The following is a 21723-nucleotide window of genomic DNA, read 5'->3' as shown; positions in this document are numbered from 1 at the left end:
CGATCTTTAGCGCTGGATAACTTGATCAAATCCGCTCATTCAGCCACAGTTAAATTAAGATAGCTCCCTGTATTATAAAGAAGCCGGAGGTCACTATGCTTAAACGAGTCGCCCAAGCCCAACAACGTTGGGGTGGTGCTAGTCAGGTTATTGATAACTGGCTTGCTGAGCGCAGCCAACTAATCGTTGAATATTGCCAGTTGGTCGGACAAAAACAACCTAAATCAATGCAGAAATTGCCACAACTAGAGCAGATCCAACATTTCTGCCACCATCTGGTCGATTACGTTTCAACCGGACACTTCGGTGTTTTTGACCAGATAATCGAAGATTGCCAAGACTATCGAAGAGTTCATGGCTACATCCAACAACTTGCGCCCACCACAGAAATAATCGTTGATTTTTACGACAAATACGTCGAAGTCAGTGACTTAAGCGAACTCAATGAATTTATCGATACATTAGGGATTATCGGTGAAAGTTTAGAAAACCGTTTTGCCATTGAAGATAAGTTGCTCGCTGAGCTTTATCAACATGTTGTTGCAGAGCAAGCTCAAACAAACCCTTAAACTAAAGAATAATTAAGCGATCCCAACTTATATTAGGATCGCCTCGATTCTCGATTATTTAGTTGAGCTATCAGAGGTTGAATTTGATGATTTTTTGACCTTAAGTAAATCAACATCAAAAATCAATGTCGAATTACCAGGGATAGAACCTGTTGCATGGTCACCATAAGCCAGTTTTGCTGGAATATAGAAACGATATTTACCGCCTTGATGCATCAATTGTACACCTTCAGTCCAACCAGGAATCACCTGATCCAGTTTAAAGGTTGCAGGCTGATGATGCTTCGCAGAACTATCAAACACAGTACCATCGATCAGAGAACCTTTGTAATTCACTGTAACAATGTCAGAAGGTTTTGGCTGCGGGCCCGTTCCTTTTTTCAGAACTTTATACTGCAACCCTGATTTGGTTGTTTTTACACCTGGTTTTTTAGCATTCTCTTTAAGAAACTTCGCGCCTTCAATTTTCGCTTTTGCTGCTTCCTCAGCCGCTTTTTTCTTCGCTTTCGCTGCCAAGTCTTTACTCATGTCAGTTAAAACGGTTTGAATTTCTTTATCAGAAAGCTTCGATTTGCCATGAAGGCCGTCTTTCATACCTTCGATGATCAGATTACGATCTAGTTTGACACCGATCTTTTCCTGCTGCTGCAGTGATTTATCCAAATAACGAGCCATTGAAGCACCCACGGCATACGCTTGTTCTTGTGCTTCGTTTTTAAAATGCTCGGTTGCAGCACTCGCTTGAGCCGTTGCAAACAATACCGAGCTGGCTAGTAGCGATACTGCTAAATATTTTTTCATGAGATGAACTCTCCAGACCTTAAGTTTTGCCAATAATAATCAATAGAATGGCTTCATTTCTATACACATTAGCCGATATACTTATCTACTGATTCGTCAATCAGCCGTCTATACTAGCGTCTATAAACCTATGTAGAAAGATATGAATACTTATTTCACACAAATTTACTTAAGACGCGGCTATTTCAGCGCTATTTTATTCCTCATAGCACTTTTAGCCGGCTGCACGCCTAAAACAGAGGCAATTAAGACTATCACACAAGATAGTAATGGCGTATTTGATGCTGCTCTGAGCCGTGATGGCTCTCTCAGTTTAATGTCAAGCGCCGACAATGATGTGACGCTCTGGCAGCTAACCCCCAAAGCTCAAGCCAAGTTTCGCTGGCAACAACAATCGCAAAATAATGTTTTTCTTGTAAAATTTTCGCCAGGTCATCAGTATGCCGTAACGGCTTCACGCCACGATTTTGCCATTTGGTCAACGCATACCGGACATTCATTAGGTTTTTATTCGATTGCCCAATCGGTGATCCGCGACCTTGCGATATCGGCTAATGGTCAGAATGTCCTCGTCGGTTTAGAAAATAGCAAAGTTTTGTTTATCAATCTAAAAACCGGCCGCCGCTTAGAATTTTTAGCTCATACCCAAGCCATTAATGTAGTGCGATTATCAGCCAATGGACGTTATGCATTTAGCGCTGGCAATGGCGGGGATGCCATTTTATGGGATACGCAAAGTGCACAAATCATCACCAAAATCCATATGGATAGCCGGATCACGCAGATCGCGATGACTCCCGATGGTAAATATATCTTTGTGGCCGGTAGCCACAATCTGGCCAAGATCTTCACCATTCCGCAGGGCAAACTCGTAAGTAAACTAGCCATCCACACTCGCCAAGAAATTTTTAGTTCAGCACGCTTTGTCCATCATGATCAGTGGCTGCTCACTGGTTCAGCGAATCGTAGGCTCCGTTTATGGGATATCAAGAGTGGGCAATTACTTGAACAGTGGAAAGTTGGTCTTAATACTAACCGTCGACCGGCCAGTGCGGTTGTATATGATGCCACAATCGATGACAATGGACAGGTAATAAGTGCCAGCTCTAGTGGCTTGGTTGAATACTGGTCTGTACATAATGAATAATCTGATGACATCTGAATTACAAGAGCATATTGAACAACTGGAAAGCCAGCTGACTTTTCAGGAAGATACCATCGCGCAGCTCAATGACGCGATTACTAATCAGCAATGGCAAATTGATAAATTAACTCGCCAGCTAAAACTGCTCAGCAATAAAATTCAGCAGATTCAGCCTTCCCAGATTGCATCTCAGTCTGAGGAAACACCACCACCACACTATTAAAGACAAAGGAAGTTTGATGGTAGAGTATCAATTACGCAACGCAACACCGGCGGATCTTGAAGCGATTGTGGCTATTTACAACACAACTATCGCCTCCCGGCAAGTGACCGCAGATATGGAGCCGATTAGCGTTGCTGATCGTAACGGTTGGCTGGAAGAGCATCAGCGTATCGGACACCCGATTCAAGTCGCGATTTCTCAGAATAAAGTAATTGCTTGGTTTAGTTTTAGTACCTTTTATGATCGCCCGGCGTATCAGCAAACTCGCGAGATTAGTATCTATCTGGCCGAACAGGTTCGTGGGCACGGCTTAGGTAAAAAGCTCTTAGCTGATGCCGAAAAATTAGCCAAAGAGCAAAATATTAATGTTTTGATCGGTTTTATTTTTAGTCATAACACTCCCAGCATGAAGTTATTTGAACACCATGGCTATCAACTTTGGGGGGAATTACCAAAGGTTGCAAAGCTGGATCACACGCTATACAACCTATCCATTTTAGGGAAGCGCCTTGATTAGAGTTTAAATCGCGCAATGGATGCCTCTGGTGGCTGTTTTGGTGAAGACTGAGATGCGTCTTCTTGATCTTCAAATAGATAGCCACAGTGAACACATTTGACTTTATCATGCCCTTCGCTATCTGACTCAATAACCAGTGTATCTTGTTGATGACAGTGTGGGCAATTGGCTCCAGCAATAAATCGTCTTTTCATTATTAACCTATTTTTCGCAGATTTCGACAGTTCAACCATTTTTACGATATGATCCATCATTATTGCATTTTAAGTTATCACTATGATCACAGCTCAACAAATTAGTCTGCAGCGCGGCATCAAAATCCTACTGGATAAAGCATCGATGACGATTCATCCTGGCCAATCAGTCGGTTTAGTCGGCAAAAATGGCTGCGGCAAATCCTCTTTATTCAGTCTGTTAAAAGGAGAGATAACGCTTGACAGTGGCGAGCTCGACTTTCCAGTGAACTGGCAAATTGCCAGTGTCGCACAAAATACGCCAGCACTTGAATGTTCGGCTATCGACTACGTGATTGATGGTGATCAGGAATATCGACACGTGCAGGCCAAGCTTGTCGAAGCGGAAGCCAACCAGGATGGTATTGCCATTGCAGCCCTGCATGGGCAATTAGATGCCATTGGTGGCTACCAGATCCAGACTCGCGCCGCGACACTGCTAGCCGGTTTAGGGTTTGATGAAGCAGCACAACAGCATCGTGTCGCTAGTTTTTCTGGCGGCTGGCGCATGCGCTTGAACTTGGCCCAGGCACTATTATGCCGCAGCGATCTACTACTGCTTGATGAACCGACAAACCACCTCGATATCAACACCGTTGTTTGGCTAGAGCAATGGCTAGGACGCTACCAAGGGACATTAATCATTATATCCCATGACCGCGATTTTCTAGATCAAACCACTGAACGCATCATCCATATTGAAAATGCTCAATTTAATGAATACACCGGCAACTACTCAAGCTTTGAACGCCAAAGAGCGACCAAATTGGCTCAGCAGCAAGCATTGCATGAAAAACAGCTCAAACAGCGCGATCATCTGCAAAAATATGTTGACCGATTTCGTTACAAAGCCTCCAAGGCGAAACAAGCCCAAAGCCGTTTAAAAGCGCTCGAAAAAATGGAACTGGTCGGTCCAGCGCATGTCGACTCACAATTTAGTTTTGAATTTCAGCCGCCAGATACACTCCCAATGCCGCTACTGCGAATGGAAAAGGTCAGTGCCGGATATCAAAACAAAACGGTTCTCAGCGAAATTCAGTTTAACCTCGTTCCCGGCAGTCGGATTGGCCTGCTTGGCCGTAATGGCGCAGGAAAATCGACGTTCATTAAATTATTAAGCGGTGATTTAACCCCGCTTAATGGCGTACTCGATCTGAATAGCAACGTTAAAATTGGCTACTTTGCACAGCACCAGTTGGAGACACTTCGAGTCGACGACACTCCACTGGATCATCTGCGCCGCTTAGCCCCAGACCAGAACGAGCAGCAACTACGTAATTATCTGGGAAGTTTCGGTTTTATTGGCGAACAAGCCCTTGCGAAAGTAGCGCCATTTAGTGGCGGCGAAAAAGCGCGATTAGTTCTAGCGATGATTGTCTTTCAGCGACCTAACCTGTTATTACTTGATGAGCCGACTAACCATCTGGATCTGGATATGCGTCATGCCTTAACCATCGCACTGCAAAGCTTTGAAGGCGCAATGGTATTGGTCTCGCATGACCGGGCTCTACTGCGAGCCAGCTGCGATGAATTCTATCTGGTTGATAATGGCAGTGTCCACGCTTTCAAAGGCGATTTAGATGAATACCAGACGTGGTTAAAAAGGCAAAACCAAGGCAACAGTGCGCAAAGTAAACCGCAATCCCTAAACTCTCAAAGCTCAAGACAAGAGCAAAAGCGCCTGCAGGCAGAGTTTCGCAAAAAAACGCAGCCGTTACGCAAAGAGCTGGAACGACTCGAAAAACAGACGGAGAAATTAACCGCACAACTGTATGAAATCGAAACTCAAATGAGTAATCCGAAATTATATGAAGCGGACCAGAAATCCCAATTAGACACGCTCATAAAACAACAAGCCAGTGTTCGCTCACAACTGGAACAAACCGAAGAAACTTGGTTAGAATATGAGTCGCAACTTGAAGAACTTAACGAGCAAGCAGCTGAATAGACAGGTCGCTCTCGCCTAAAAATAAAAAAGGCTGCAATGCAGCCTTTTTTATCACTCAAACAAACTTAGATTTGATAGTTACTTAATTTAGCAACAGCTTCATCTAACTGAGGTTTAGCAACATCTTCGCCCATTGCCAAACCTTGAGCATAGACCACTTCAACTTCACGGATGCCCAAAAAGCCTAACAGGGTTTTCAGATAAGGGATTTCAAAATCACTTCCACCTTCTTGGTGAATGCCACCCCGAGTGGTCACAATTAATGCTTTAGTATTTTCAATCAGACCCACGGCACCCGTTTCAGTATAAGTGAAAGTTTCGCCAGCACGAGCCACAAAATCAAACCAGGTTTTAAGCTGGGTTGGGATAGCAAAGTTGTACATTGGAGCGGCCATGACTAACAAGTCAGCTTCTTTAACTTCTTTAATCAGTGTGTCAGAAAGTTCTTTCGCTTCTTGCTGACGAGCACTCAACTCACCAGAAGGACGCAGCATGCCAACTAATTCTCCGTCCAAGACAGGGACAGGATTAGCTGCTAAATCACGCACAATCACTTCACTATCTTTGTATTGAGCAAGAAATTCATCAATCAATTTTGAAGACTGAGAATATTCACCAAGCACGCTTGATTTGAGCGCTAAAATCTTTGCCATCTTTTTGATCTCCTTGTTTATGATGCAAAAAGAGTAACACGGCCTTACATTCGAATATATGTGATTATTTTAACTATTGTGTTCGATTTTTTTGAACATTCACTCTTTTTATTAATCATCAAGATTCGGCGCCAGCCATCGCGAAGCTTCTTCAATCGTCATTCCAGCACGCTTAGCATAGTCTTCAAGTTGATCTCTTTGAATTTTCGCCACAGTAAAATAACGCGCTTGGGGATGACTGAAATACCAACCTGATACAGAAGCTCCAGGCCACATCGCGTAACTATCAGTGAGTTTCATGCCAATACGCTTTTCAACATCCAACAATTGCCAAATCAAGCGCTTTTCCGTATGCTCCGGACAAGCCGGATACCCCGGCGCAGGACGAATCCCCTGATACCGCTCACGAATTAATTCATCGTTTGTTAAGGATTCATCTGGACTATATCCCCAATGGTCGCGGCGCACTTGAGCATGCAGGTATTCAGCAAACGCTTCAGCAAGACGATCAGCGACCGCTTTAACCATAATAGCGTTGTAATCATCACCAGTTGTCTTAAAGCTATCAGCCCATTCGTCCTCACCAATGCCCCCCGTCACCGCAAAGGCACCAATATAATCAGCCACACCAGAGTCTTTGGGCGCAATAAAATCCGCTAGTGAATAATTACACCCTTTGGCTTTTTCACTTTGCTGACGCAGCTGATGGCTGACCCCCAGCACTCGAGCGCGCGACTCATCAGCATAGATCTCAATATCATCCCCGACACGATTGGCCGCAAATAAACCGAGCACACCACGGACTTTCATTTGAGGATCTATCTGAAGCGTATCGAGTATCGCATTAGCATCATCAAAAAGCGCTTGAGCCTGAGTTCCCACTACTTTGTCAGTTAATATGCGCGGATATTTACCAGCCAGCGACCAAGTCATAAAAAATGGAGTCCAGTCGATGTACTTACGCAACGTTGCAATCGGGACACTATCAAATACTTGAACGCCAAGTTGATTAGGCACCTTTGGACGATAACTTTGCCAGTCAGTGACAAATGCGTTATCGCGAGCTTTTTGCAATGAAACTGGCGCACTACGAGGCCGTTTTCTAGCATGTTGTTCACGGACAACCTCATATTCTTGTGCTAAGCGCTTCACAAAATCCACTCTAAGAGTTTTCGATAGTAAATTCTGGCAGACTCCCACAGCACGTGATGCATTTGCCACATAGACGACAGGATGAGAATAATTTTGCTCAATCTTAACGGCGGTATGCGCTTTTGAGGTCGTTGCCCCCCCGATTAATAACGGAATATCGAACCCTTGGCGTTCCATCTCTTTGGCCACATGGACCATTTCATCTAACGATGGTGTAATTAAACCTGACAAGCCGATCATATCAGCCTGTTCATCTCTGGCTACTTGCAAGATTTTTTCGCACGGGACCATCACGCCAAGATCAATCACTTCAAAGTTATTACACTGCAACACGACACCAACAATATTTTTGCCAATATCATGCACATCACCTTTGACCGTGGCCATCACAATTTTACCGTTAGACTTTTGATCGGCTGATTTTTCAGCTTCAATGAACGGATTGAGATACGCAACTGCTCGTTTCATGACTCGGGCGGATTTCACTACCTGAGGCAAAAACATTTTACCGTCGCCAAACAGATCCCCCACGACGTTCATGCCATCCATCAAAGGCCCTTCAATAACATGTAAGGGCCGCTCAGCCTCTTGGCGGGCCGCTTCGGTATCCTCTTCAATAAACTCTGTGATACCTTTGACTAACGCATGCTCTAGACGCTTACTAACAGGCAAACTACGCCATTCTAACTCTTTAGCATCAGTCTGGTTCGCTTGGCCATCTGCCCGATAGCTTTCCGCGACCTCTAGCAGTTCATCGGTAGCTCCTGGATGCGTATTGAGGATCACTGCTTCAACTTTTTGTCGAAGAGCAAGGGGGATATCTTCATAAATCGCTAACTGCCCAGCATTAACGATCCCCATATCCATGCCATTGGCAATTGCATGGTAGAGAAACACCGCGTGAATAGCCTCCCGAACAGGATTATTGCCACGAAATGAGAACGAAACATTAGACACGCCCCCAGAGATCATGGCATAAGGCAACTGCGCTTTAATCTCTTTAACCGCCTCGATAAAATCTAGGGCATAGTTATTGTGCTCTTCAATCCCCGTAGCCACAGCAAAAATATTGGGGTCGAAAATAATATCTTCCGGCGGAAACCCAACTTCATCGACCAATACGCGATAGCTACGCCGACAAATTTCAACTTTACGTGCTTTCGTATCGGCTTGGCCGGTCTCATCAAACGCCATGACAATGACAGCGGCACCATAGCGACGCAATAATTTAGCCTGATGAACAAATTTCTCTTTCCCCTCTTTGAGCGAGATAGAGTTCACAATCGGTTTGCCCTGCACACATTTAAGGCCAGCTTCTAAGATGTCCCATTTGGAGGAATCAATCATCACCGGAACTTTGGCAATGTCGGGCTCAGCCGCAACCAGATTTAAAAACCGCACCATCGCGGTTTTAGAATCGAGCATCCCTTCGTCCATATTGATGTCGATAATCTGAGCGCCATTCTCGACCTGCAGTGCGGCCACCTCTAATGCCTTGTCATAATCCTCATTCACAATCAGACGCTTAAACAACGCGGAACCTGTCACGTTATTGCGCTCGCCGACATTAACAAACAAACTCTGAGCCGAGATATTGAGCGCTTCTAAGCCAGACAGCCGACATTCATGAGCCAGTTTTGGCAAAGGTCGAGGAGGAATATCAGCGACGGCATCCGCCATTGCTCGAATATGTTCCGGCGTCGTACCGCAGCATCCGCCCACAATGTTTAAAAAACCATCCTTCGCCCACTGCTCTATCTCACGCGCCATATCCTGAGCATTCAGATCATACTCGCCAAAGGCATTTGGCAACCCAGCATTAGGATGAGCACTGACAAAACTTTCACTGATTCGCGAAAGCTCCTGCACATATTGACGCAACTCTTTGGGCCCTAACGCACAGTTAAGCCCGATCGCTATCGGCTCGGCATGACGTAACGAATTATAAAACGCCTCCGTTGTCTGTCCTGATAACGTTCGTCCAGAAGCATCGGTAATAGTTCCCGATATCAGGATAGGCAATTCATATCCAAGTGTTTCAAAAACCGATTTCACAGCAAAAATCGCAGCTTTGGCATTGAGGGTATCGAAGATAGTTTCGATAAGAATAAGGTCTGCGCCACCTTTGATCAGTGCTGTCGTTGATTCCTCATAGGCACTCACCAGCTCATCAAAGTGGACATTGCGAAATCCCGGATCATTGACGTCTGGCGAGATCGAACAGGTGCGGTTGGTCGGCCCTAGCACACCAGCAACAAATCGCGGTTTTGATGGCTCACTGGCGGTCACTTCATCTGCAACTTGGCGCGCAAGCTTCGCTGCCTCATAGTTGATCTCATACGATATTGCCTCCAACTGATAGTCAGCCATGGCAATAGTCGTCGCATTAAAGGTATTCGTCTCAATGATATCGGCACCACTTTGCAGGTACTGTCGATGAATATCGGCGATCTTGTCACTTTGGGTGAGCACTAACAGATCATTATTGCCTTTGAGATCACATGGCCAATCGGCGAATCGTTCGCCACGATAGTCTGACTCACTCAGTTTCAACTGCTGAATCATGGTTCCCATCGCGCCATCGAGAATCAGTATGCGCTGCTGTAATTGTTCGGTTAACAACTCAAGGGTATTGGCCATGAGTACTCCTACATGGTCGATTTAATCATTTTCAGAGGGATGCATTACTTTCAAATCATACGGAGTGATCTGATAAACACAATAATTAATCCAGTTACTATAGAGCAAACTACCGTGACTCCGCCAAGTCGCTAGCGGCTCACAACTGGCATCATTATTAGGAAAATAATTGTGGGGTAAAGCAGGTGACAATCCAGCGGATTCATCACGGCGATATTCATTGGCTAGGGTATCGGCATCATATTCAGGATGACCGGTAACAAATACTTGGCGCAGATCATGGCTCGCAGCCAAATAGAGTTCATCACTTTCAGGTAATTTAGCAAGAACATCCAAATCGGTATATTGCTGAATTGCGTGAATAGGAAAAGCAGCATTTCTTGATAGCGGGGCTAAAAAAGTGTCATCAAAGCCACGCAATAGTTTGCTATGACCACCGACACTCTGATGTTCATAGACCCCTGAAAGTTTATTATCCAGCGTATACCGAGGTATTCCATAGAGCACATTTAACGCAACTTGAGCCGCCCAACACAAAAACAACGAAGAGGTCACATGCGTTGTGGACCAGCGAATAATTTCACAGATCTGCTCCCAATAATAAACATCTTCAAATGGGGTAAGCCCTAATGGCGCACCAGTGATAATCAACCCGTCAAAATTGCTCTGGCGGATCTTATCAAAATCCCGATAGAAGCGATCAATATGCGCCTTAGGTGTATTTTTAGACACTCGGTGATCGATACGTAATAAGTGGACATCAATCTGCAATGGCGTATTTGACAGCAACCGCAGGATCTGATTTTCAGTCTCGATCTTTTTGGGCATCAGATTTAACAAAATAACCTTTAAAGGACGAATTTCCTGAGCTATTGCACGAGTTTGTGGCATAACAAAAATATTTTCGCCACGTAACACCTCTGCCGCCGGCAGTCCATCAGGGATCCGAATGGGCATCTTTAGCACTCCAAAATACAAGTCTAGACATCTAGATGCCTATTCTAGATGGTTTGCCGGTTAAGTCCAGCCTTAATCAAGTGAAAACCACAACATAAAATTTTTGACTAATATAAAAAGAAGGCAGGCTAACCGACTAAAAACCATGAGTGATATAAAAGTAGCTGTGAACCGACTTGCTATTGGCATCTATGTTAAGTTGCCGGTTAGTTGGCACCAACACCCCTTTTTACGCTCAAATTTTAAGATCACTAGCCAAAGTGAGCTGACAATTTTACATAACCTCGGACTCAAGTATGTCTTTATCGACCCTGTTAAAAGTGATGCTCCCCCGCTCCCGCCAACAAGTCACTGCTTGGGAGATCTAGAGCATCCCATTCAGGCTGATACGGATAGGCTAACCAGCGAAGCTAAAACTCTGGCGCAGTGGGAGCAACTTGACCACCAACAACGCTATACACTAAGTCTGAAACAGGCTAAGACACTTTATACTGACTGTTTAGATCAACTAAACCAACTCTATCAGAGTCCCCCCAAATTAGATAATATTCGCAGTTCAGCAGAACGAATCGTCAATAACTTCTGGAATAAATTGAACGAGTCAGATGAACATATTATCCATATCATTCCATCTGATGAGCAAGTAAATCAGCTAGGCGCTCATTGCTTAAATGTGACCATCTTGAGTATGCTCATAGCGCAATCGGCAATGCGTAGTGAATACGAGATTAAGCTCATTGGGCGGGCAGCATTGTTTCACGATTTAGGCTGTTTGGTGATTGATGATCCGCAACAGCATCATGCAATGCGCTCTAGCCAGATACTCAACGCGGCAGGCATTAATGATCATCAACTATTGAATATAATTAATCAGCATCATGAGTACTTAGATGGTAGCGGTGAACCAGGGAAATTAATTGATGAACAAATTCATCCACTCGCCCAGATATTAAATGTAACCAACACCTTTGACAATTTGTGTAACCAAGATGCGATTAAAAGCCCCCACATCGCACTAACAGCATTAGCGCAGCACTATCAGACCAAACTGAATAAAAACTATATTCAGCTCTTAAGTAATGAAATAGGGATCTACCCGCCAGGGACATTGCTAAGGCTTTCTGATGGACAACTTGCGCTGGTTGTCGCCATCAACCAACATTACCTGTTATACCCGTTTGTTCAGTTTATTGAACAACCTCTGCGGCCTGTACTTTCAATGGCGGATTTGGATGTTGAAGTGAGCCAAGTGCTAACAGAGCGAGATACAACCCAAGCCCAAAGAATTCTGCCAAAAGCACAACGTATCAATTTTATGCCAGAGGCATTTAGCAACGCAGTTCTTAAATAAATTTCAGACATAAAAAAAGCCGGGCTTAAGGCCCGGCTTGATAAATATTTTGTAGTTACTCGGCTGATTCTTCTTGAGAATCTGCGCGATCAACCAGCTCAATATAAGCCATTGGAGCGTTATCACCAGCTCGGAAACCACATTTCAAGATACGAGTATAACCACCCGCACGAGCCTGAAAACGAGGTCCCAAATCTGAGAACAGTTTACCAACTACTTCTTTGTCACGAGTACGTGCAAAAGCCAGACGGCGGTTAGCAACACTGTCGTTTTTAGCCAATGTAATCAAAGGCTCTACAACACGCCGAAGCTCTTTAGCTTTAGGCAGAGTTGTTTTGATAACTTCATGGCGAACCAATGAACTGGCCATATTGCGAAACATAGCTTGACGGTGGCTGCTGTTTCGGTTCAATTGACGACCACTCTTACGATGGCGCATGACCTTATCCTTCTAAATAATACTATCGGACCAGTGACTGATTACTTCTCAGCAATACTAGCAGGTGGCCAGTTTTCTAGGCGCATGCCCAGAGACAATCCACGACTTGCCAGAACATCTTTAATCTCTGTAAGAGATTTTTTACCTAAGTTAGGAGTTTTTAACAACTCAACTTCGGTACGCTGAACCAAGTCACCAATATAATGAATCGCTTCTGCTTTTAAGCAGTTAGCGGAGCGAACAGTTAATTCCAGATCATCAACAGGACGTAGCAGGATCGGATCGAACTCCGGTTTTTCCTCTTTCTCTTCGGGTTCACTGACATCACGCAAATCAACAAATGCATCTAGTTGCTCGGCCAGGATCGTAGCAGAACGACGAATCGCTTCTTCAGGATCCAAAGTACCATTGGTTTCCATATCGATCACTAACTTATCTAAGTCAGTGCGCTGTTCTACACGAGCAGCTTCGACATTATAAGCAATACGCACAACTGGGCTGTAAGCTGCGTCGACTAACAAACGACCAATAGGGCGTTCTTCGTCTTCGGCGTGAACGCGAGTTGATGCAGGAATATAACCGCGACCCCGTTCTACTTTAATCCGCATGTTAACTTCAGCATTGCTGCTTAAATGACAGATAACATGTTCTGGATTAGCAATTTCGACATCACCATCATGGGCGATATCACCCGCTACGACTGGGCCTGCACCAGATTTGGTAAGAGTAAGCATTGCTTCATCTTTACCTTCGAGCTTCACAGCAATACCTTTCAGATTCAACAAGATTTCTAAAATATCTTCCTGAACCCCTTCCTTACTGCTGTACTCATGCAACACGCCGTCAATCTCAACCTCGGTGACTGCGCAGCCAGGCATAGATGAAAGCAGAATGCGACGCAGCGCATTACCAAGCGTATGACCGAACCCCCTTTCAAGAGGTTCTAAAGTCACTTTTGCATGAGTAGGGCTAAGTTGTTCAATATCAACTAGCCGTGGCTTAAGAAATTCTGTTACAGAACCCTGCATTGTGTCCTCTCTTAGAAATTAGCTTTACTTAGAGTAAAGCTCGACGATCAGCTGTTCGTTAATGTCTGCAGACAGATCTGTGCGTTCTGGGATACGTTTGAAAACGCTTTCCATTTTAGTCGCATCAGTTTCTACCCAAGTTGGTTTTTCACGCTGTCCTGCAATTTCCAGAGCAGCTGTGATACGAGATTGCTTTTTGGCTTTCTCGCGAACGCTGATAACATCTTCCGGTGAAACCTGGAAAGAAGGTACGTTAACTACTTTACCATTAACCAGGATCGCTTTATGGCTTACCAGCTGACGTGCTTCAGCACGAGTTGAGCCAAAACCGATACGATAAACAACGTTATCCAGACGGCTTTCAAGCAAAGTCAGCAGATTTTCACCAGTATTACCTTTTAAACGTGCCGCTTCTTTATAGTAGTTACGGAATTGTTTTTCCAATACACCATAAATACGACGAACTTTTTGCTTCTCACGAAGCTGTAAACCGTAATCAGACAGACGTGGTTTACGTGCACCATGTTGGCCTGGTGCTGAATCAAGCTTACACTTAGTATCTACCGCGCGGACACCGCTCTTTAAGAACAGATCAGTACCTTCACGACGGCTAAGTTTGAGCTTAGGCCCCAAATATCTTGCCATTATTCTATCTCCTGTCTATCCCAAGAATTACACGCGGCGTTTCTTAGGCGGACGACAACCGTTATGTGGAATTGGAGTCACATCAGTAATGTTAGTGACGCGGAAACCTGCCGCGTTTAACGCACGGATTGATGACTCACGACCTGGACCCGGGCCATTCACGAAAACTTCTACATTTTTCAGGCCATAGTCTTTTGCAGCTTCAGCTGCACGTTCAGCAGCAACCTGCGCTGCAAACGGAGTAGACTTACGTGAACCACGGAAACCAGATCCACCGGCAGTTGCCCAAGATAGAGCATTACCTTGGCGATCGGTAATAGTAATAATTGTATTGTTGAATGAAGCATGGATATGAGCCATACCATCAGCAACTTGCTTTTTAACGCGTTTACGAGCGCGAGTCGGAGTTTTAGCCATTTGTCCTCACCTTATTTCTTAATAGGTTTACGAGGCCCTTTACGGGTACGCGCATTAGTTTTAGTGCGCTGACCACGAACGGGCAAACTACGACGATGACGAAGTCCACGGTTACAACCGAGGTCCATCAGGCGCTTGATATTCATTGAAACTTCGCGACGTAAATCACCTTCAACAGTAAAATGACCTACCTGCTCACGCAGTTTTTCAACTTGAGATTCATCTAGTTCTCTGATCTTCACATCTTCAGCGATGCCAGCAGCTGCGCAGATCTCTTTTGCGCGGGTCTTGCCGATACCGTAAATAGCAGTTAACGCGATAACTGCGTGTTTCTGATCAGGAATGTTAATGCCGGCTATACGGGCCATTAGGGAACACTCCTATAATTTCGTAAAACGAAGGCCATCTGTGAAAAGCCCGTAAGGATACTCAACAGATGACCAATTTGCAATCTAAAATGTCTAGAAATCTGCTTATTAGCCTTGACGCTGTTTGTGCTTAGGCTCTGTGCAAATTACCCGAACAACACCGTTGCGTCTGATAATTTTGCAGTTACGGCAGATTTTCTTAACGGAAGCACGAACTTTCATTGCTATCTCCGCAAAAGTTTCACTAACTTTAATTGACTCGGACCTTATCGACCGTAGTTTTTCAAATTAGCCTTTTTCAGGACAGAATCATATTGATGACTCATCATATGGGTCTGAACCTGTGCCATGAAGTCCATGATGACTACAACGATAATGAGCAATGAAGTACCACCGAAGTAGAACTGCACATTCATCACCTGCATCATAAACTGTGGAATTAAACAAATAAACGTGATGTACAAGGCACCAGCTAGTGTCAAGCGAGTCATCACCTTATCAATGTAACGCGAGGTTTGTTCTCCTGGGCGAATACCCGGAATAAACGCACCACTCTTTTTCAAATTATCCGCTGTTTCGCGTGGATTAAACACCAATGCAGTATAGAAGAAACTGAAAAAGATAATCGCGGCCGCGTATAGTATCACATAAAGTGGCTGACCGGGCTGCAATGTTAAAGAAATATCAGATAAAAAGCCAAAGCCCTTATGCTGACCAAACCATTGCGCCAGTGTTCCTGGGAACAAAATGACACTTGATGCAAAAATTGCCGGAATCACACCTGACATATTAACTTTCAATGGCAAATGTGAACTTTGCGCGGCATATACTCGGCGTCCCTGTTGGCGTTTAGCATAGTTCACGACAATCCGTCGCTGACCACGTTCCATAAACACCACAAAAAACGTAACCGCAAAAACGATGACAACGATAAGTAATAGCAGCAAGACATTAATTTCACCCAAACGAGCCTGTTCGATTGTCCGGCCAATTGCAGGCGGAAGCCCAGCAATAATCCCGGCAAAGATCAAGATCGAAATACCGTTACCAATACCACGCTCAGTAATTTGCTCACCTAGCCACATCAAGAACATTGTTCCTGTTACTAGACAAACCACCGCGGTGATATAAAACGCCATACTTGGGTTATGAACCAATCCAGTCACCATTCGAGGTAACCCAGTAGCGATACCAATTGATTGGAACAAGCCCAGCACTAACGTGCCATAACGAGTATATTGAGTAATTTTACGCCGCCCAGCTTCGCCTTCTTTTTTCAATTCGGCCAAAGTTGGATTCACCACAGTCAGCAACTGAATAATAATTGATGCCGAAATATACGGCATAATACCCAGTGCGAAGATTGAGGCTCGAGCTAAGGCACCACCAGAGAACATGTTAAACATTTCAATGATGGTCCCTTTTTGTTGCTGCATTAACCCAGCAAGTACATTAGCGTCGATCCCAGGAATTGGAATAAACGAGCCTGCTCGGAACACAATCAATGCCCCCAGCACGAATAACAAACGTCGCTTTAGCTCGCTCAGCCCGCCTTGTCCACCTTTTGATGGTAATCCTGGTTTCTTAGCCATTTACGTACTATCCTTCGATTTTACCGCCTGCTGCTTCAATAGCAGCACGTGCGCCTTTGGTTACACCGACACCCTGGATAGTTACCGCTTTTGTGACGTCGCCAGAAAGTACGATTTTCGCAGTTTTGGCTGTACGAGCGATAACGCCAGATTGTTTGAGAGTGTCCAAACTTACCACGCCTTGCGCTACTTTAGCCAGTTCTGATGTACGAACTTCAGCTGCGGTAGCGGCTTTACGAGACGTAAAACCAAATTTTGGTAAGCGTTGTTTCAATGGCATCTGACCGCCTTCAAAACCTGCACGTACGCGGCCGCCAGAACGAGATTTCTGACCTTTATGACCACGACCACCGGTTTTACCCAGGCCAGAACCGATACCACGGCCTACACGTTTAGCTGAAGGTTTAGCACCTTCAGCTGGTGATAGAGTATTTAAACGCATCTTATTCACCCTCTACCTTAACCATGTAGTAAACCTTATTAATCATACCGCGAACAGAAGGAGTATCTTCTAATTCAACTGTGTGACCAATGCGACGCAGACCTAAACCAGTCAGAGTTGCGCGATGTTTTGGCAAACGACCGATAGAGCTCTTAGTTTGTGTTACTTTAATTTTCGCCATGCCCAATTACCCCAGAATTTCTTCTACGCTCAGGCCACGCTTCGCAGCGACATCTTCAGGAGCATGCATATGCTCTAAAGCGTCGATGGTTGCACGGACGATGTTAATCGGGTTAGTCGAACCGTAAGCTTTAGACAGTACGTTCTGTACGCCTGCGACTTCCAGTACGGCACGCATCGCGCCACCGGCAATAATACCGGTACCTTCTGATGCTGGCTGCATGTATACCCGAGAACCAGAATGACGGCCCTTAATCGGGTGCTGCAATGTTGTACCGTTTAATTTAACAGCACGTAGATTGCGGCGAGCTTTTTCCATTGCTTTTTGAATAGCAGCTGGAACTTCTTTTGCTTTACCGTAACCAAACCCTACTCGGCCATTTCCATCGCCTACTACAGTCAATGCAGTAAAGCTAAAGATACGACCACCTTTCACTACCTTAGAAACGCGGTTAACTGCGATTAGCTTCTCGTTCAGATCACCGGTTTGTGTTTCAAATTTAGCCATGACTCACCCCTTAGAGCTGAAGGCCAGCTTCACGCGCAGCCTCTGCTAATGCAGCGACACGACCATGATACTGGAAACCAGAGCGATCGAAAGAAACTTGAGTAATGCCTTTTTCTAAAGCGCGTTCTGCAATTGCTTTACCAACAGCTTTAGCGGCTTCGACATTACCGGTTTTTGTTAACGCCTCACGAACTGCTTTATCAACAGTTGAGGCAGTTGCAACAACGTTAGCATCTGGTGAAATAACCTGCGCATAAATATGGCGCGGAGTACGGTGAATCACCAGGCGAGTTGCACCCAACTCTTGCATAGCTTTGCGTGCGCGAGTCGCGCGACGCAGACGAGCACTTTTCTTATCCATAGTGTTACCTTACTTCTTCTTAGCCTCTTTGCGGCGAACTTGTTCGTCTGCATAGCGAACACCTTTACCTTTATAAGGTTCAGGCTCACGATAACGACGAATGTGCGCAGCCACTTGACCAACGACTTGTTTATCAGCACCTTTGATAACCAGTTCAGTTTGAGAAGGTGCTTCAGCACTCACCTCTTCAGGCAGTTCGTAAACTACTGGATGTGAGTAACCAAGAGTCAAATTCAATTTTTTGCCTTGAACTTGAACACGATAACCGACACCGACCAACTGCAGACGTTTTTCAAAGCCTTCAGTAACACCGATAACCATGTTGTTTGCCAATGCACGAGCAGTACCAGCCTGCGCAGTGGGTGCACCATCAGCAACAGAAAATGTCAGTTCATTTTCTTCTTTGGTGATGATAACAGCGTCATTCAAAGTACGAGAAACCGCACCTTTAGCGCCTTTAATTGTCAGCTCCTGGCCATTTAAAACCACTTCTACACCAGCAGGAATGGCTACGGGAGCTTTAGCGACACGAGACATATGAATACCTCCGATTAAGCTACGTAGCAGACGATTTCACCGCCCATACCCGCTTTACGCGCGGCACGGTCAGTCATAACGCCTTTTGATGTAGAAACAACTGCAATCCCTAAACCGCCAAGAACTCTAGGAAGTTCAGTAGCGCCTTTATAGATCCGCAGACCTGGACGGCTAACGCGTTGAATTGTTTCAATAACTTTTTTACCCTCAAAATATTTGAGAGTGACTTCTAGTTCGGCTTTAACGTCACCAGAAACAGCATAGTCAGTGATGTAACCCTCGTCTTTCAAAACCTTGGCAATTGCCACTTTCAGTTTAGAAGAAGGCATCTTGACAGATACTTTATTGGCCGCTTGACCGTTACGGATGCGGGTTAGCATATCCGCAATAGGATCTTGCATGCTCATAATTGCTTACTCCGTGAATGATTGGCTTACCAGCTGGCTTTTCTAAGACCAGGTACTTCACCACGCATAGCTGCTTCACGCAGCTTAATACGGCTCACACCGAATTTGCGCAGAAAACCATGTGGACGACCTGTAATGTTACAGCGATTACGCTGACGACTACGAGATGAGTCACGTGGCAGTTCCTGAAGTTTCAATACTGCATCCCAACGTTCTTCATCAGAAGAATTAACGCTTGAGATGACCTCTTTTAGAGCCGCACGCTTTTCAGCATATTTAGCGGCCAGCTTGGCACGTTTCACTTCACGTGCTTTCATTGATTGTTTTGCCATAACCCTAACCCTTTTATTTACGGAATGGGAAGTTAAAGGCAGCCAGCAGAGCACGGCCTTCTTCATCGGATGTCGCGCTAGTTGTGATAGTCACATCTAGACCACGAATTTTATCAACTTTGTCATAGTCGATTTCCGGGAAGATGATTTGCTCACGCACGCCCATACTGTAATTACCACGGCCGTCAAAAGATTTTGTACTGACGCCACGGAAGTCACGAATACGAGGCATTGCGATCGAAATCAGGCGCTCGAGGAACTCCCACATCCGCTCACCACGGAGGGTTACTTTACAACCAATAGGGTAGCCTTCACGGATTTTGAAGCCCGCAACGGATTTACGAGCTTTGGTGACAAGCGGTTTTTGACCAGAAATCGCAGCTAGATCTGCAACAGCATTCTCTAGCAATTTCTTATCATTTAACGCTTCACCTACACCCATGTTCAGGGTGATTTTCTCGATCCGAGGGACTTGCATGATGGATTTGTAGCCGTACTCCTTAAGAAGTGCAGGCACTACAGACTCCTTATACAAATCATGCAGTTTCGCCATCGTTTTACTCCAATTACTTAACTAGTTCACCAGAAGATTTAAAGAAACGGACTTTTTTGCCGTCTTCAAATCGGAAACCAACGCGATCTGCTTTGCCTGAATCGGCATTGTAAATCGCTACATTAGATACATCGATTGCAGCTTCCTGTTCAACGATACCACCATTCTCACCCGCTTGAGGGTTTGGTTTTTGGTGTTTCTTAACCAGGTTAATGCCTTCGACAAAAACTTTTCCGGCAGAAGGAAGGACTTTAGTGACTTTGCCACGTTTGCCTTTATCTTTACCGGTTAATACTACTACTTCATCTTCACGACGAATTTTATTAGCCATCTCTTGTTACTCCTTACAGTACTTCAGGCGCTAGAGACACAATTTTCATGAACTGATCGTTACGAAGTTCACGTGTCACAGGGCCAAAGATACGAGTACCAATCGGCTGGTTATTATTATTCAGAACAACCGCTGCATTGCGATCAAACCGAATTAAAGAACCGTCGGGACGACGAACGCCTTTACGTGTCCGCACTACCACAGCCTTGAGAACATCACCTTTTTTTACTTTGCCGCGAGGAATTGCTTCTTTCACAGCAACTTTGATGATGTCACCAATGTTTGCATAACGGCGGTGCGAGCCACCCAGGACCTTAATACACTGTACGCTACGTGCGCCGGAATTATCGGCCACGTCAAGCATAGATTGCATCTGGATCATTTCAGTGCTCCGCTTAATTTTTACATGAGGCGATTTATGCCTCTGTAACATTACAACTGACCTTAAAAGGTCTATGGCTGCCTATTTAAAGGGCGCGAAATTATAGCACCCTAAAAAGACAAATGATAGCCCTATACAAAAAATAGCCAATCATTAGTCAACAATATGTTTGAGATATCGCTACCAAGGGAGGATATGAATAGGGTAACGAAAGAGCGCGATTATATACATAATCAGTCAAAAATTCCAACGACTTATCAATTAATTATTAAATCAGTGAAATAATTATAGCGTTAGCCCCTCAGATCGAATCAATCGACTCAGTTCTTATAGTGATATTTATATCATTTTTGGCGATAAAGGTTAGCAAAAACTACTATGGACTCACACCAATTAGCATTCCCAGCAGAATTGGCACAAATACCCGCCTTTCGGAAAGGCTAAACCCGCCGGAGATAGGTCACTCACCTATAGCATCGAACCATTATTATTTATTGCAAACCACTGCTATAACTTCGCTCCCTATATGATGGAAACGGTTATGGCGATGGTTGTCAGCATTAAAAACAAGTTTAAGTATCTCAGATAACAACACTGCTTGACCGTGCTAATGGCCCTAAGCGCTTAGCATGTGGCAAATAACCATTTGTTTGGACATGCTGGTCATTGCTATCTGAAACCGACCTGACTTGAAGAGCTAACTCGCTCCCCATCCCAAAAATGAACTTCAAACCGGAACAAGGCGACACACTGAACTTTCAAAAACTAGCATTCCAACCCAATAGACATATGGTCCACACAGGGATCTCCTGAGTAAAACAACTGGGATTTTTTAGAACAGCAGAAAAGCGAAGAAGATAGACACGAGGGAACACCAGGCAGTGCCCGTCAATCAACAGCACCCCGGAGCAGGGGCAAAATCCCACCCATAAAAAAAGCCCCATCCAATGGATGGGGCTCAATTCGAAGCCTGGCAGTGACCTACTTTCACATGGGGAAACCCCACACTATCA

28 protein-coding genes are annotated in these 21723 nt (G+C 44.8%); 6 read left to right on the top strand and 22 right to left on the bottom strand.

What is annotated here, in order from left to right; all coding sequences use genetic code 11:
* Positions 1-95: 95 nt before the first annotated feature.
* Positions 96-569, top strand: a complete 474-nt coding sequence (rsd, locus tag EV690_RS01400; protein WP_131911163.1) for a sigma D regulator — start codon at positions 96-98, stop codon at positions 567-569.
* A 54-nt stretch (positions 570-623) separates the two neighbouring features.
* Here the strand turns inward: rsd and fkpA are convergent, their stop codons facing one another.
* On the bottom strand, positions 624-1403 hold the full coding sequence (gene fkpA / locus EV690_RS01395; RefSeq protein ID WP_263433844.1) for an FKBP-type peptidyl-prolyl cis-trans isomerase: 780 nt from the start codon (positions 1401-1403) through the stop codon (positions 624-626).
* A 109-nt stretch (positions 1404-1512) separates the two neighbouring features.
* Here fkpA and EV690_RS01390 point away from each other — a divergent pair, with 109 nt between their 5' ends.
* From EV690_RS01390 to EV690_RS01380, 3 genes are read left to right on the top strand one after another with little or no spacing between them, the layout of a single operon-like run.
* Positions 1513-2517: a WD40 repeat domain-containing protein gene (locus tag EV690_RS01390; protein WP_131911161.1), complete on the top strand. Its 1005-nt coding sequence runs from the start codon at positions 1513-1515 to the stop codon at positions 2515-2517.
* A 4-nt stretch (positions 2518-2521) separates the two neighbouring features.
* Complete coding sequence (locus tag EV690_RS01385; protein WP_131911160.1) at positions 2522-2737, top strand: SlyX family protein; 216 nt, start codon at positions 2522-2524, stop codon at positions 2735-2737.
* A 16-nt stretch (positions 2738-2753) separates the two neighbouring features.
* The gene (locus EV690_RS01380; RefSeq protein ID WP_131911159.1) at positions 2754-3254 is read left to right on the top strand and encodes a GNAT family N-acetyltransferase; all 501 of its coding nucleotides are present in this window, start codon (positions 2754-2756) and stop codon (positions 3252-3254) included.
* Here the strand turns inward: EV690_RS01380 and EV690_RS01375 are convergent.
* Positions 3251-3448 carry a YheV family putative zinc ribbon protein gene (locus tag EV690_RS01375; protein ID WP_131911158.1) on the bottom strand — a complete coding sequence of 66 codons (198 nt, stop codon included), beginning with the start codon at positions 3446-3448 and terminating at the stop codon, positions 3251-3253. The genes EV690_RS01380 and EV690_RS01375 overlap by 4 nt on opposite strands.
* 82 nt (positions 3449-3530) lie before the next feature.
* On the opposite strand from EV690_RS01375, the gene EV690_RS01370 reads away from it, so the two are divergent.
* Complete coding sequence (locus tag EV690_RS01370) at positions 3531-5435, top strand: ABC transporter ATP-binding protein (RefSeq protein WP_131911157.1); 1905 nt, start codon at positions 3531-3533, stop codon at positions 5433-5435.
* Between the two features lie 65 nt (positions 5436-5500).
* Here the strand turns inward: EV690_RS01370 and EV690_RS01365 are convergent, their stop codons facing one another.
* The 3 genes from EV690_RS01365 to EV690_RS01355 all read right to left on the bottom strand — a co-directional run bounded on the left by EV690_RS01365 (position 5501) and on the right by EV690_RS01355 (position 10837).
* Positions 5501-6088 (bottom strand): FMN-dependent NADH-azoreductase, encoded by a 588-nt coding sequence (locus EV690_RS01365; protein WP_131911156.1) that lies wholly within the window; start codon positions 6086-6088, stop codon positions 5501-5503.
* 111 nt (positions 6089-6199) lie between these two features.
* A complete protein-coding gene (metH, locus tag EV690_RS01360) occupies positions 6200-9880 on the bottom strand; it encodes a methionine synthase (RefSeq protein ID WP_131911155.1) in 3681 nt (1226 codons plus the stop codon).
* Positions 9881-9901: 21 nt separating this feature from the next.
* Positions 9902-10837, bottom strand: a complete 936-nt coding sequence (locus EV690_RS01355) for a homoserine O-succinyltransferase (RefSeq protein WP_131911154.1) — start codon at positions 10835-10837, stop codon at positions 9902-9904.
* A 145-nt stretch (positions 10838-10982) separates the two neighbouring features.
* Between EV690_RS01355 and EV690_RS01350 the strand changes: the two genes are divergently transcribed.
* On the top strand, positions 10983-12188 hold the full coding sequence (locus EV690_RS01350; RefSeq protein ID WP_131911153.1) for an HD-GYP domain-containing protein: 1206 nt from the start codon (positions 10983-10985) through the stop codon (positions 12186-12188).
* Positions 12189-12243: 55 nt separating this feature from the next.
* Here EV690_RS01350 and rplQ read toward each other — a convergent pair whose 3' ends face one another.
* From rplQ to rplN, 17 genes are all read right to left on the bottom strand, one after another.
* Positions 12244-12627: a 50S ribosomal protein L17 gene (rplQ, locus tag EV690_RS01345; protein ID WP_131911152.1), complete on the bottom strand. Its 384-nt coding sequence runs from the start codon at positions 12625-12627 to the stop codon at positions 12244-12246.
* A 41-nt stretch (positions 12628-12668) separates the two neighbouring features.
* Positions 12669-13655 carry a DNA-directed RNA polymerase subunit alpha gene (locus tag EV690_RS01340; RefSeq protein ID WP_131911151.1) on the bottom strand — a complete coding sequence of 329 codons (987 nt, stop codon included), beginning with the start codon at positions 13653-13655 and terminating at the stop codon, positions 12669-12671.
* A gap of 24 nt (positions 13656-13679) precedes the next feature.
* The gene (gene rpsD / locus EV690_RS01335; protein ID WP_131911150.1) at positions 13680-14300 is read right to left on the bottom strand and encodes a 30S ribosomal protein S4; all 621 of its coding nucleotides are present in this window, start codon (positions 14298-14300) and stop codon (positions 13680-13682) included.
* A 27-nt stretch (positions 14301-14327) separates the two neighbouring features.
* Complete coding sequence (rpsK, locus tag EV690_RS01330) at positions 14328-14717, bottom strand: 30S ribosomal protein S11 (RefSeq protein WP_131911149.1); 390 nt, start codon at positions 14715-14717, stop codon at positions 14328-14330.
* Positions 14718-14728: 11 nt separating this feature from the next.
* Positions 14729-15085 (bottom strand): 30S ribosomal protein S13, encoded by a 357-nt coding sequence (rpsM, locus tag EV690_RS01325; RefSeq protein WP_131911148.1) that lies wholly within the window; start codon positions 15083-15085, stop codon positions 14729-14731.
* 108 nt (positions 15086-15193) lie between these two features.
* Positions 15194-15307 (bottom strand): 50S ribosomal protein L36, encoded by a 114-nt coding sequence (gene rpmJ / locus EV690_RS01320; protein ID WP_131911147.1) that lies wholly within the window; start codon positions 15305-15307, stop codon positions 15194-15196.
* Positions 15308-15351: 44 nt separating this feature from the next.
* Positions 15352-16677 carry a preprotein translocase subunit SecY gene (secY, locus tag EV690_RS01315; protein WP_131911146.1) on the bottom strand — a complete coding sequence of 442 codons (1326 nt, stop codon included), beginning with the start codon at positions 16675-16677 and terminating at the stop codon, positions 15352-15354.
* Between the two features lie 7 nt (positions 16678-16684).
* On the bottom strand, positions 16685-17119 hold the full coding sequence (gene rplO / locus EV690_RS01310) for a 50S ribosomal protein L15 (protein ID WP_131911145.1): 435 nt from the start codon (positions 17117-17119) through the stop codon (positions 16685-16687).
* Between the two features lies 1 nt (position 17120).
* Complete coding sequence (gene rpmD, locus EV690_RS01305) at positions 17121-17300, bottom strand: 50S ribosomal protein L30 (protein WP_131911144.1); 180 nt, start codon at positions 17298-17300, stop codon at positions 17121-17123.
* 6 nt (positions 17301-17306) lie between these two features.
* On the bottom strand, positions 17307-17807 hold the full coding sequence (gene rpsE / locus EV690_RS01300) for a 30S ribosomal protein S5 (protein WP_131911143.1): 501 nt from the start codon (positions 17805-17807) through the stop codon (positions 17307-17309).
* Positions 17808-17817: 10 nt separating this feature from the next.
* Positions 17818-18168, bottom strand: coding sequence for a 50S ribosomal protein L18 (rplR, locus tag EV690_RS01295; protein ID WP_131911142.1), 351 nt, complete (start codon positions 18166-18168; stop codon positions 17818-17820).
* Between the two features lie 9 nt (positions 18169-18177).
* A complete protein-coding gene (rplF, locus tag EV690_RS01290; protein ID WP_131911141.1) occupies positions 18178-18705 on the bottom strand; it encodes a 50S ribosomal protein L6 in 528 nt (175 codons plus the stop codon).
* 14 nt (positions 18706-18719) lie between these two features.
* Positions 18720-19112, bottom strand: a complete 393-nt coding sequence (gene rpsH, locus EV690_RS01285) for a 30S ribosomal protein S8 (RefSeq protein ID WP_131911140.1) — start codon at positions 19110-19112, stop codon at positions 18720-18722.
* A gap of 26 nt (positions 19113-19138) precedes the next feature.
* Positions 19139-19444 carry a 30S ribosomal protein S14 gene (rpsN, locus tag EV690_RS01280; RefSeq protein WP_131911139.1) on the bottom strand — a complete coding sequence of 102 codons (306 nt, stop codon included), beginning with the start codon at positions 19442-19444 and terminating at the stop codon, positions 19139-19141.
* Positions 19445-19457: 13 nt separating this feature from the next.
* On the bottom strand, positions 19458-19997 hold the full coding sequence (rplE, locus tag EV690_RS01275; protein ID WP_131911138.1) for a 50S ribosomal protein L5: 540 nt from the start codon (positions 19995-19997) through the stop codon (positions 19458-19460).
* Between the two features lie 13 nt (positions 19998-20010).
* Positions 20011-20328, bottom strand: coding sequence for a 50S ribosomal protein L24 (rplX, locus tag EV690_RS01270; protein ID WP_131911137.1), 318 nt, complete (start codon positions 20326-20328; stop codon positions 20011-20013).
* Between the two features lie 13 nt (positions 20329-20341).
* Positions 20342-20710 carry a 50S ribosomal protein L14 gene (gene rplN, locus EV690_RS01265; RefSeq protein WP_131911233.1) on the bottom strand — a complete coding sequence of 123 codons (369 nt, stop codon included), beginning with the start codon at positions 20708-20710 and terminating at the stop codon, positions 20342-20344.
* Between the last annotated feature and the right edge of the window lie 1013 nt (positions 20711-21723).

Source organism: Celerinatantimonas diazotrophica (assembly GCF_004339545.1).
Lineage (GTDB): Bacteria > Pseudomonadota > Gammaproteobacteria > Enterobacterales > Celerinatantimonadaceae > Celerinatantimonas > Celerinatantimonas diazotrophica.
Note: the sequence above shows the minus strand (reverse complement) of the source record. Positions and strands in the feature narration are given on the sequence as shown.

What these genes read in the sequence shown, in the direction of transcription:
- rsd (WP_131911163.1), top strand. Translation starts at nt 96, where the DNA reads ATGCTTAAACGAGTCGCCCAAGCCCAACAACGTTGGGGTGGTGCTAGT.
- EV690_RS01390 (WP_131911161.1), top strand. Translation starts at nt 1,513, where the DNA reads ATGAATACTTATTTCACACAAATTTACTTAAGACGCGGCTATTTCAGC.
- EV690_RS01385 (WP_131911160.1), top strand. Translation starts at nt 2,522, where the DNA reads ATGACATCTGAATTACAAGAGCATATTGAACAACTGGAAAGCCAGCTG.
- EV690_RS01380 (WP_131911159.1), top strand. Translation starts at nt 2,754, where the DNA reads ATGGTAGAGTATCAATTACGCAACGCAACACCGGCGGATCTTGAAGCG.
- EV690_RS01375 (WP_131911158.1), bottom strand. Translation starts at nt 3,448, where the DNA reads ATGAAAAGACGATTTATTGCTGGAGCCAATTGCCCACACTGTCATCAA.
- EV690_RS01370 (WP_131911157.1), top strand. Translation starts at nt 3,531, where the DNA reads ATGATCACAGCTCAACAAATTAGTCTGCAGCGCGGCATCAAAATCCTA.
- EV690_RS01365 (WP_131911156.1), bottom strand. Translation starts at nt 6,088, where the DNA reads ATGGCAAAGATTTTAGCGCTCAAATCAAGCGTGCTTGGTGAATATTCT.
- metH (WP_131911155.1), bottom strand. Translation starts at nt 9,880, where the DNA reads ATGGCCAATACCCTTGAGTTGTTAACCGAACAATTACAGCAGCGCATA.
- EV690_RS01355 (WP_131911154.1), bottom strand. Translation starts at nt 10,837, where the DNA reads ATGCCCATTCGGATCCCTGATGGACTGCCGGCGGCAGAGGTGTTACGT.
- EV690_RS01350 (WP_131911153.1), top strand. Translation starts at nt 10,983, where the DNA reads ATGAGTGATATAAAAGTAGCTGTGAACCGACTTGCTATTGGCATCTAT.
- rplQ (WP_131911152.1), bottom strand. Translation starts at nt 12,627, where the DNA reads ATGCGCCATCGTAAGAGTGGTCGTCAATTGAACCGAAACAGCAGCCAC.
- EV690_RS01340 (WP_131911151.1), bottom strand. Translation starts at nt 13,655, where the DNA reads ATGCAGGGTTCTGTAACAGAATTTCTTAAGCCACGGCTAGTTGATATT.
- rpsD (WP_131911150.1), bottom strand. Translation starts at nt 14,300, where the DNA reads ATGGCAAGATATTTGGGGCCTAAGCTCAAACTTAGCCGTCGTGAAGGT.
- rpsK (WP_131911149.1), bottom strand. Translation starts at nt 14,717, where the DNA reads ATGGCTAAAACTCCGACTCGCGCTCGTAAACGCGTTAAAAAGCAAGTT.
- rpsM (WP_131911148.1), bottom strand. Translation starts at nt 15,085, where the DNA reads ATGGCCCGTATAGCCGGCATTAACATTCCTGATCAGAAACACGCAGTT.
- rpmJ (WP_131911147.1), bottom strand. Translation starts at nt 15,307, where the DNA reads ATGAAAGTTCGTGCTTCCGTTAAGAAAATCTGCCGTAACTGCAAAATT.
- secY (WP_131911146.1), bottom strand. Translation starts at nt 16,677, where the DNA reads ATGGCTAAGAAACCAGGATTACCATCAAAAGGTGGACAAGGCGGGCTG.
- rplO (WP_131911145.1), bottom strand. Translation starts at nt 17,119, where the DNA reads ATGCGTTTAAATACTCTATCACCAGCTGAAGGTGCTAAACCTTCAGCT.
- rpmD (WP_131911144.1), bottom strand. Translation starts at nt 17,300, where the DNA reads ATGGCGAAAATTAAAGTAACACAAACTAAGAGCTCTATCGGTCGTTTG.
- rpsE (WP_131911143.1), bottom strand. Translation starts at nt 17,807, where the DNA reads ATGGCTAAATTTGAAACACAAACCGGTGATCTGAACGAGAAGCTAATC.
- rplR (WP_131911142.1), bottom strand. Translation starts at nt 18,168, where the DNA reads ATGGATAAGAAAAGTGCTCGTCTGCGTCGCGCGACTCGCGCACGCAAA.
- rplF (WP_131911141.1), bottom strand. Translation starts at nt 18,705, where the DNA reads ATGTCTCGTGTCGCTAAAGCTCCCGTAGCCATTCCTGCTGGTGTAGAA.
- rpsH (WP_131911140.1), bottom strand. Translation starts at nt 19,112, where the DNA reads ATGAGCATGCAAGATCCTATTGCGGATATGCTAACCCGCATCCGTAAC.
- rpsN (WP_131911139.1), bottom strand. Translation starts at nt 19,444, where the DNA reads ATGGCAAAACAATCAATGAAAGCACGTGAAGTGAAACGTGCCAAGCTG.
- rplE (WP_131911138.1), bottom strand. Translation starts at nt 19,997, where the DNA reads ATGGCGAAACTGCATGATTTGTATAAGGAGTCTGTAGTGCCTGCACTT.
- rplX (WP_131911137.1), bottom strand. Translation starts at nt 20,328, where the DNA reads ATGGCTAATAAAATTCGTCGTGAAGATGAAGTAGTAGTATTAACCGGT.
- rplN (WP_131911233.1), bottom strand. Translation starts at nt 20,710, where the DNA reads ATGATCCAGATGCAATCTATGCTTGACGTGGCCGATAATTCCGGCGCA.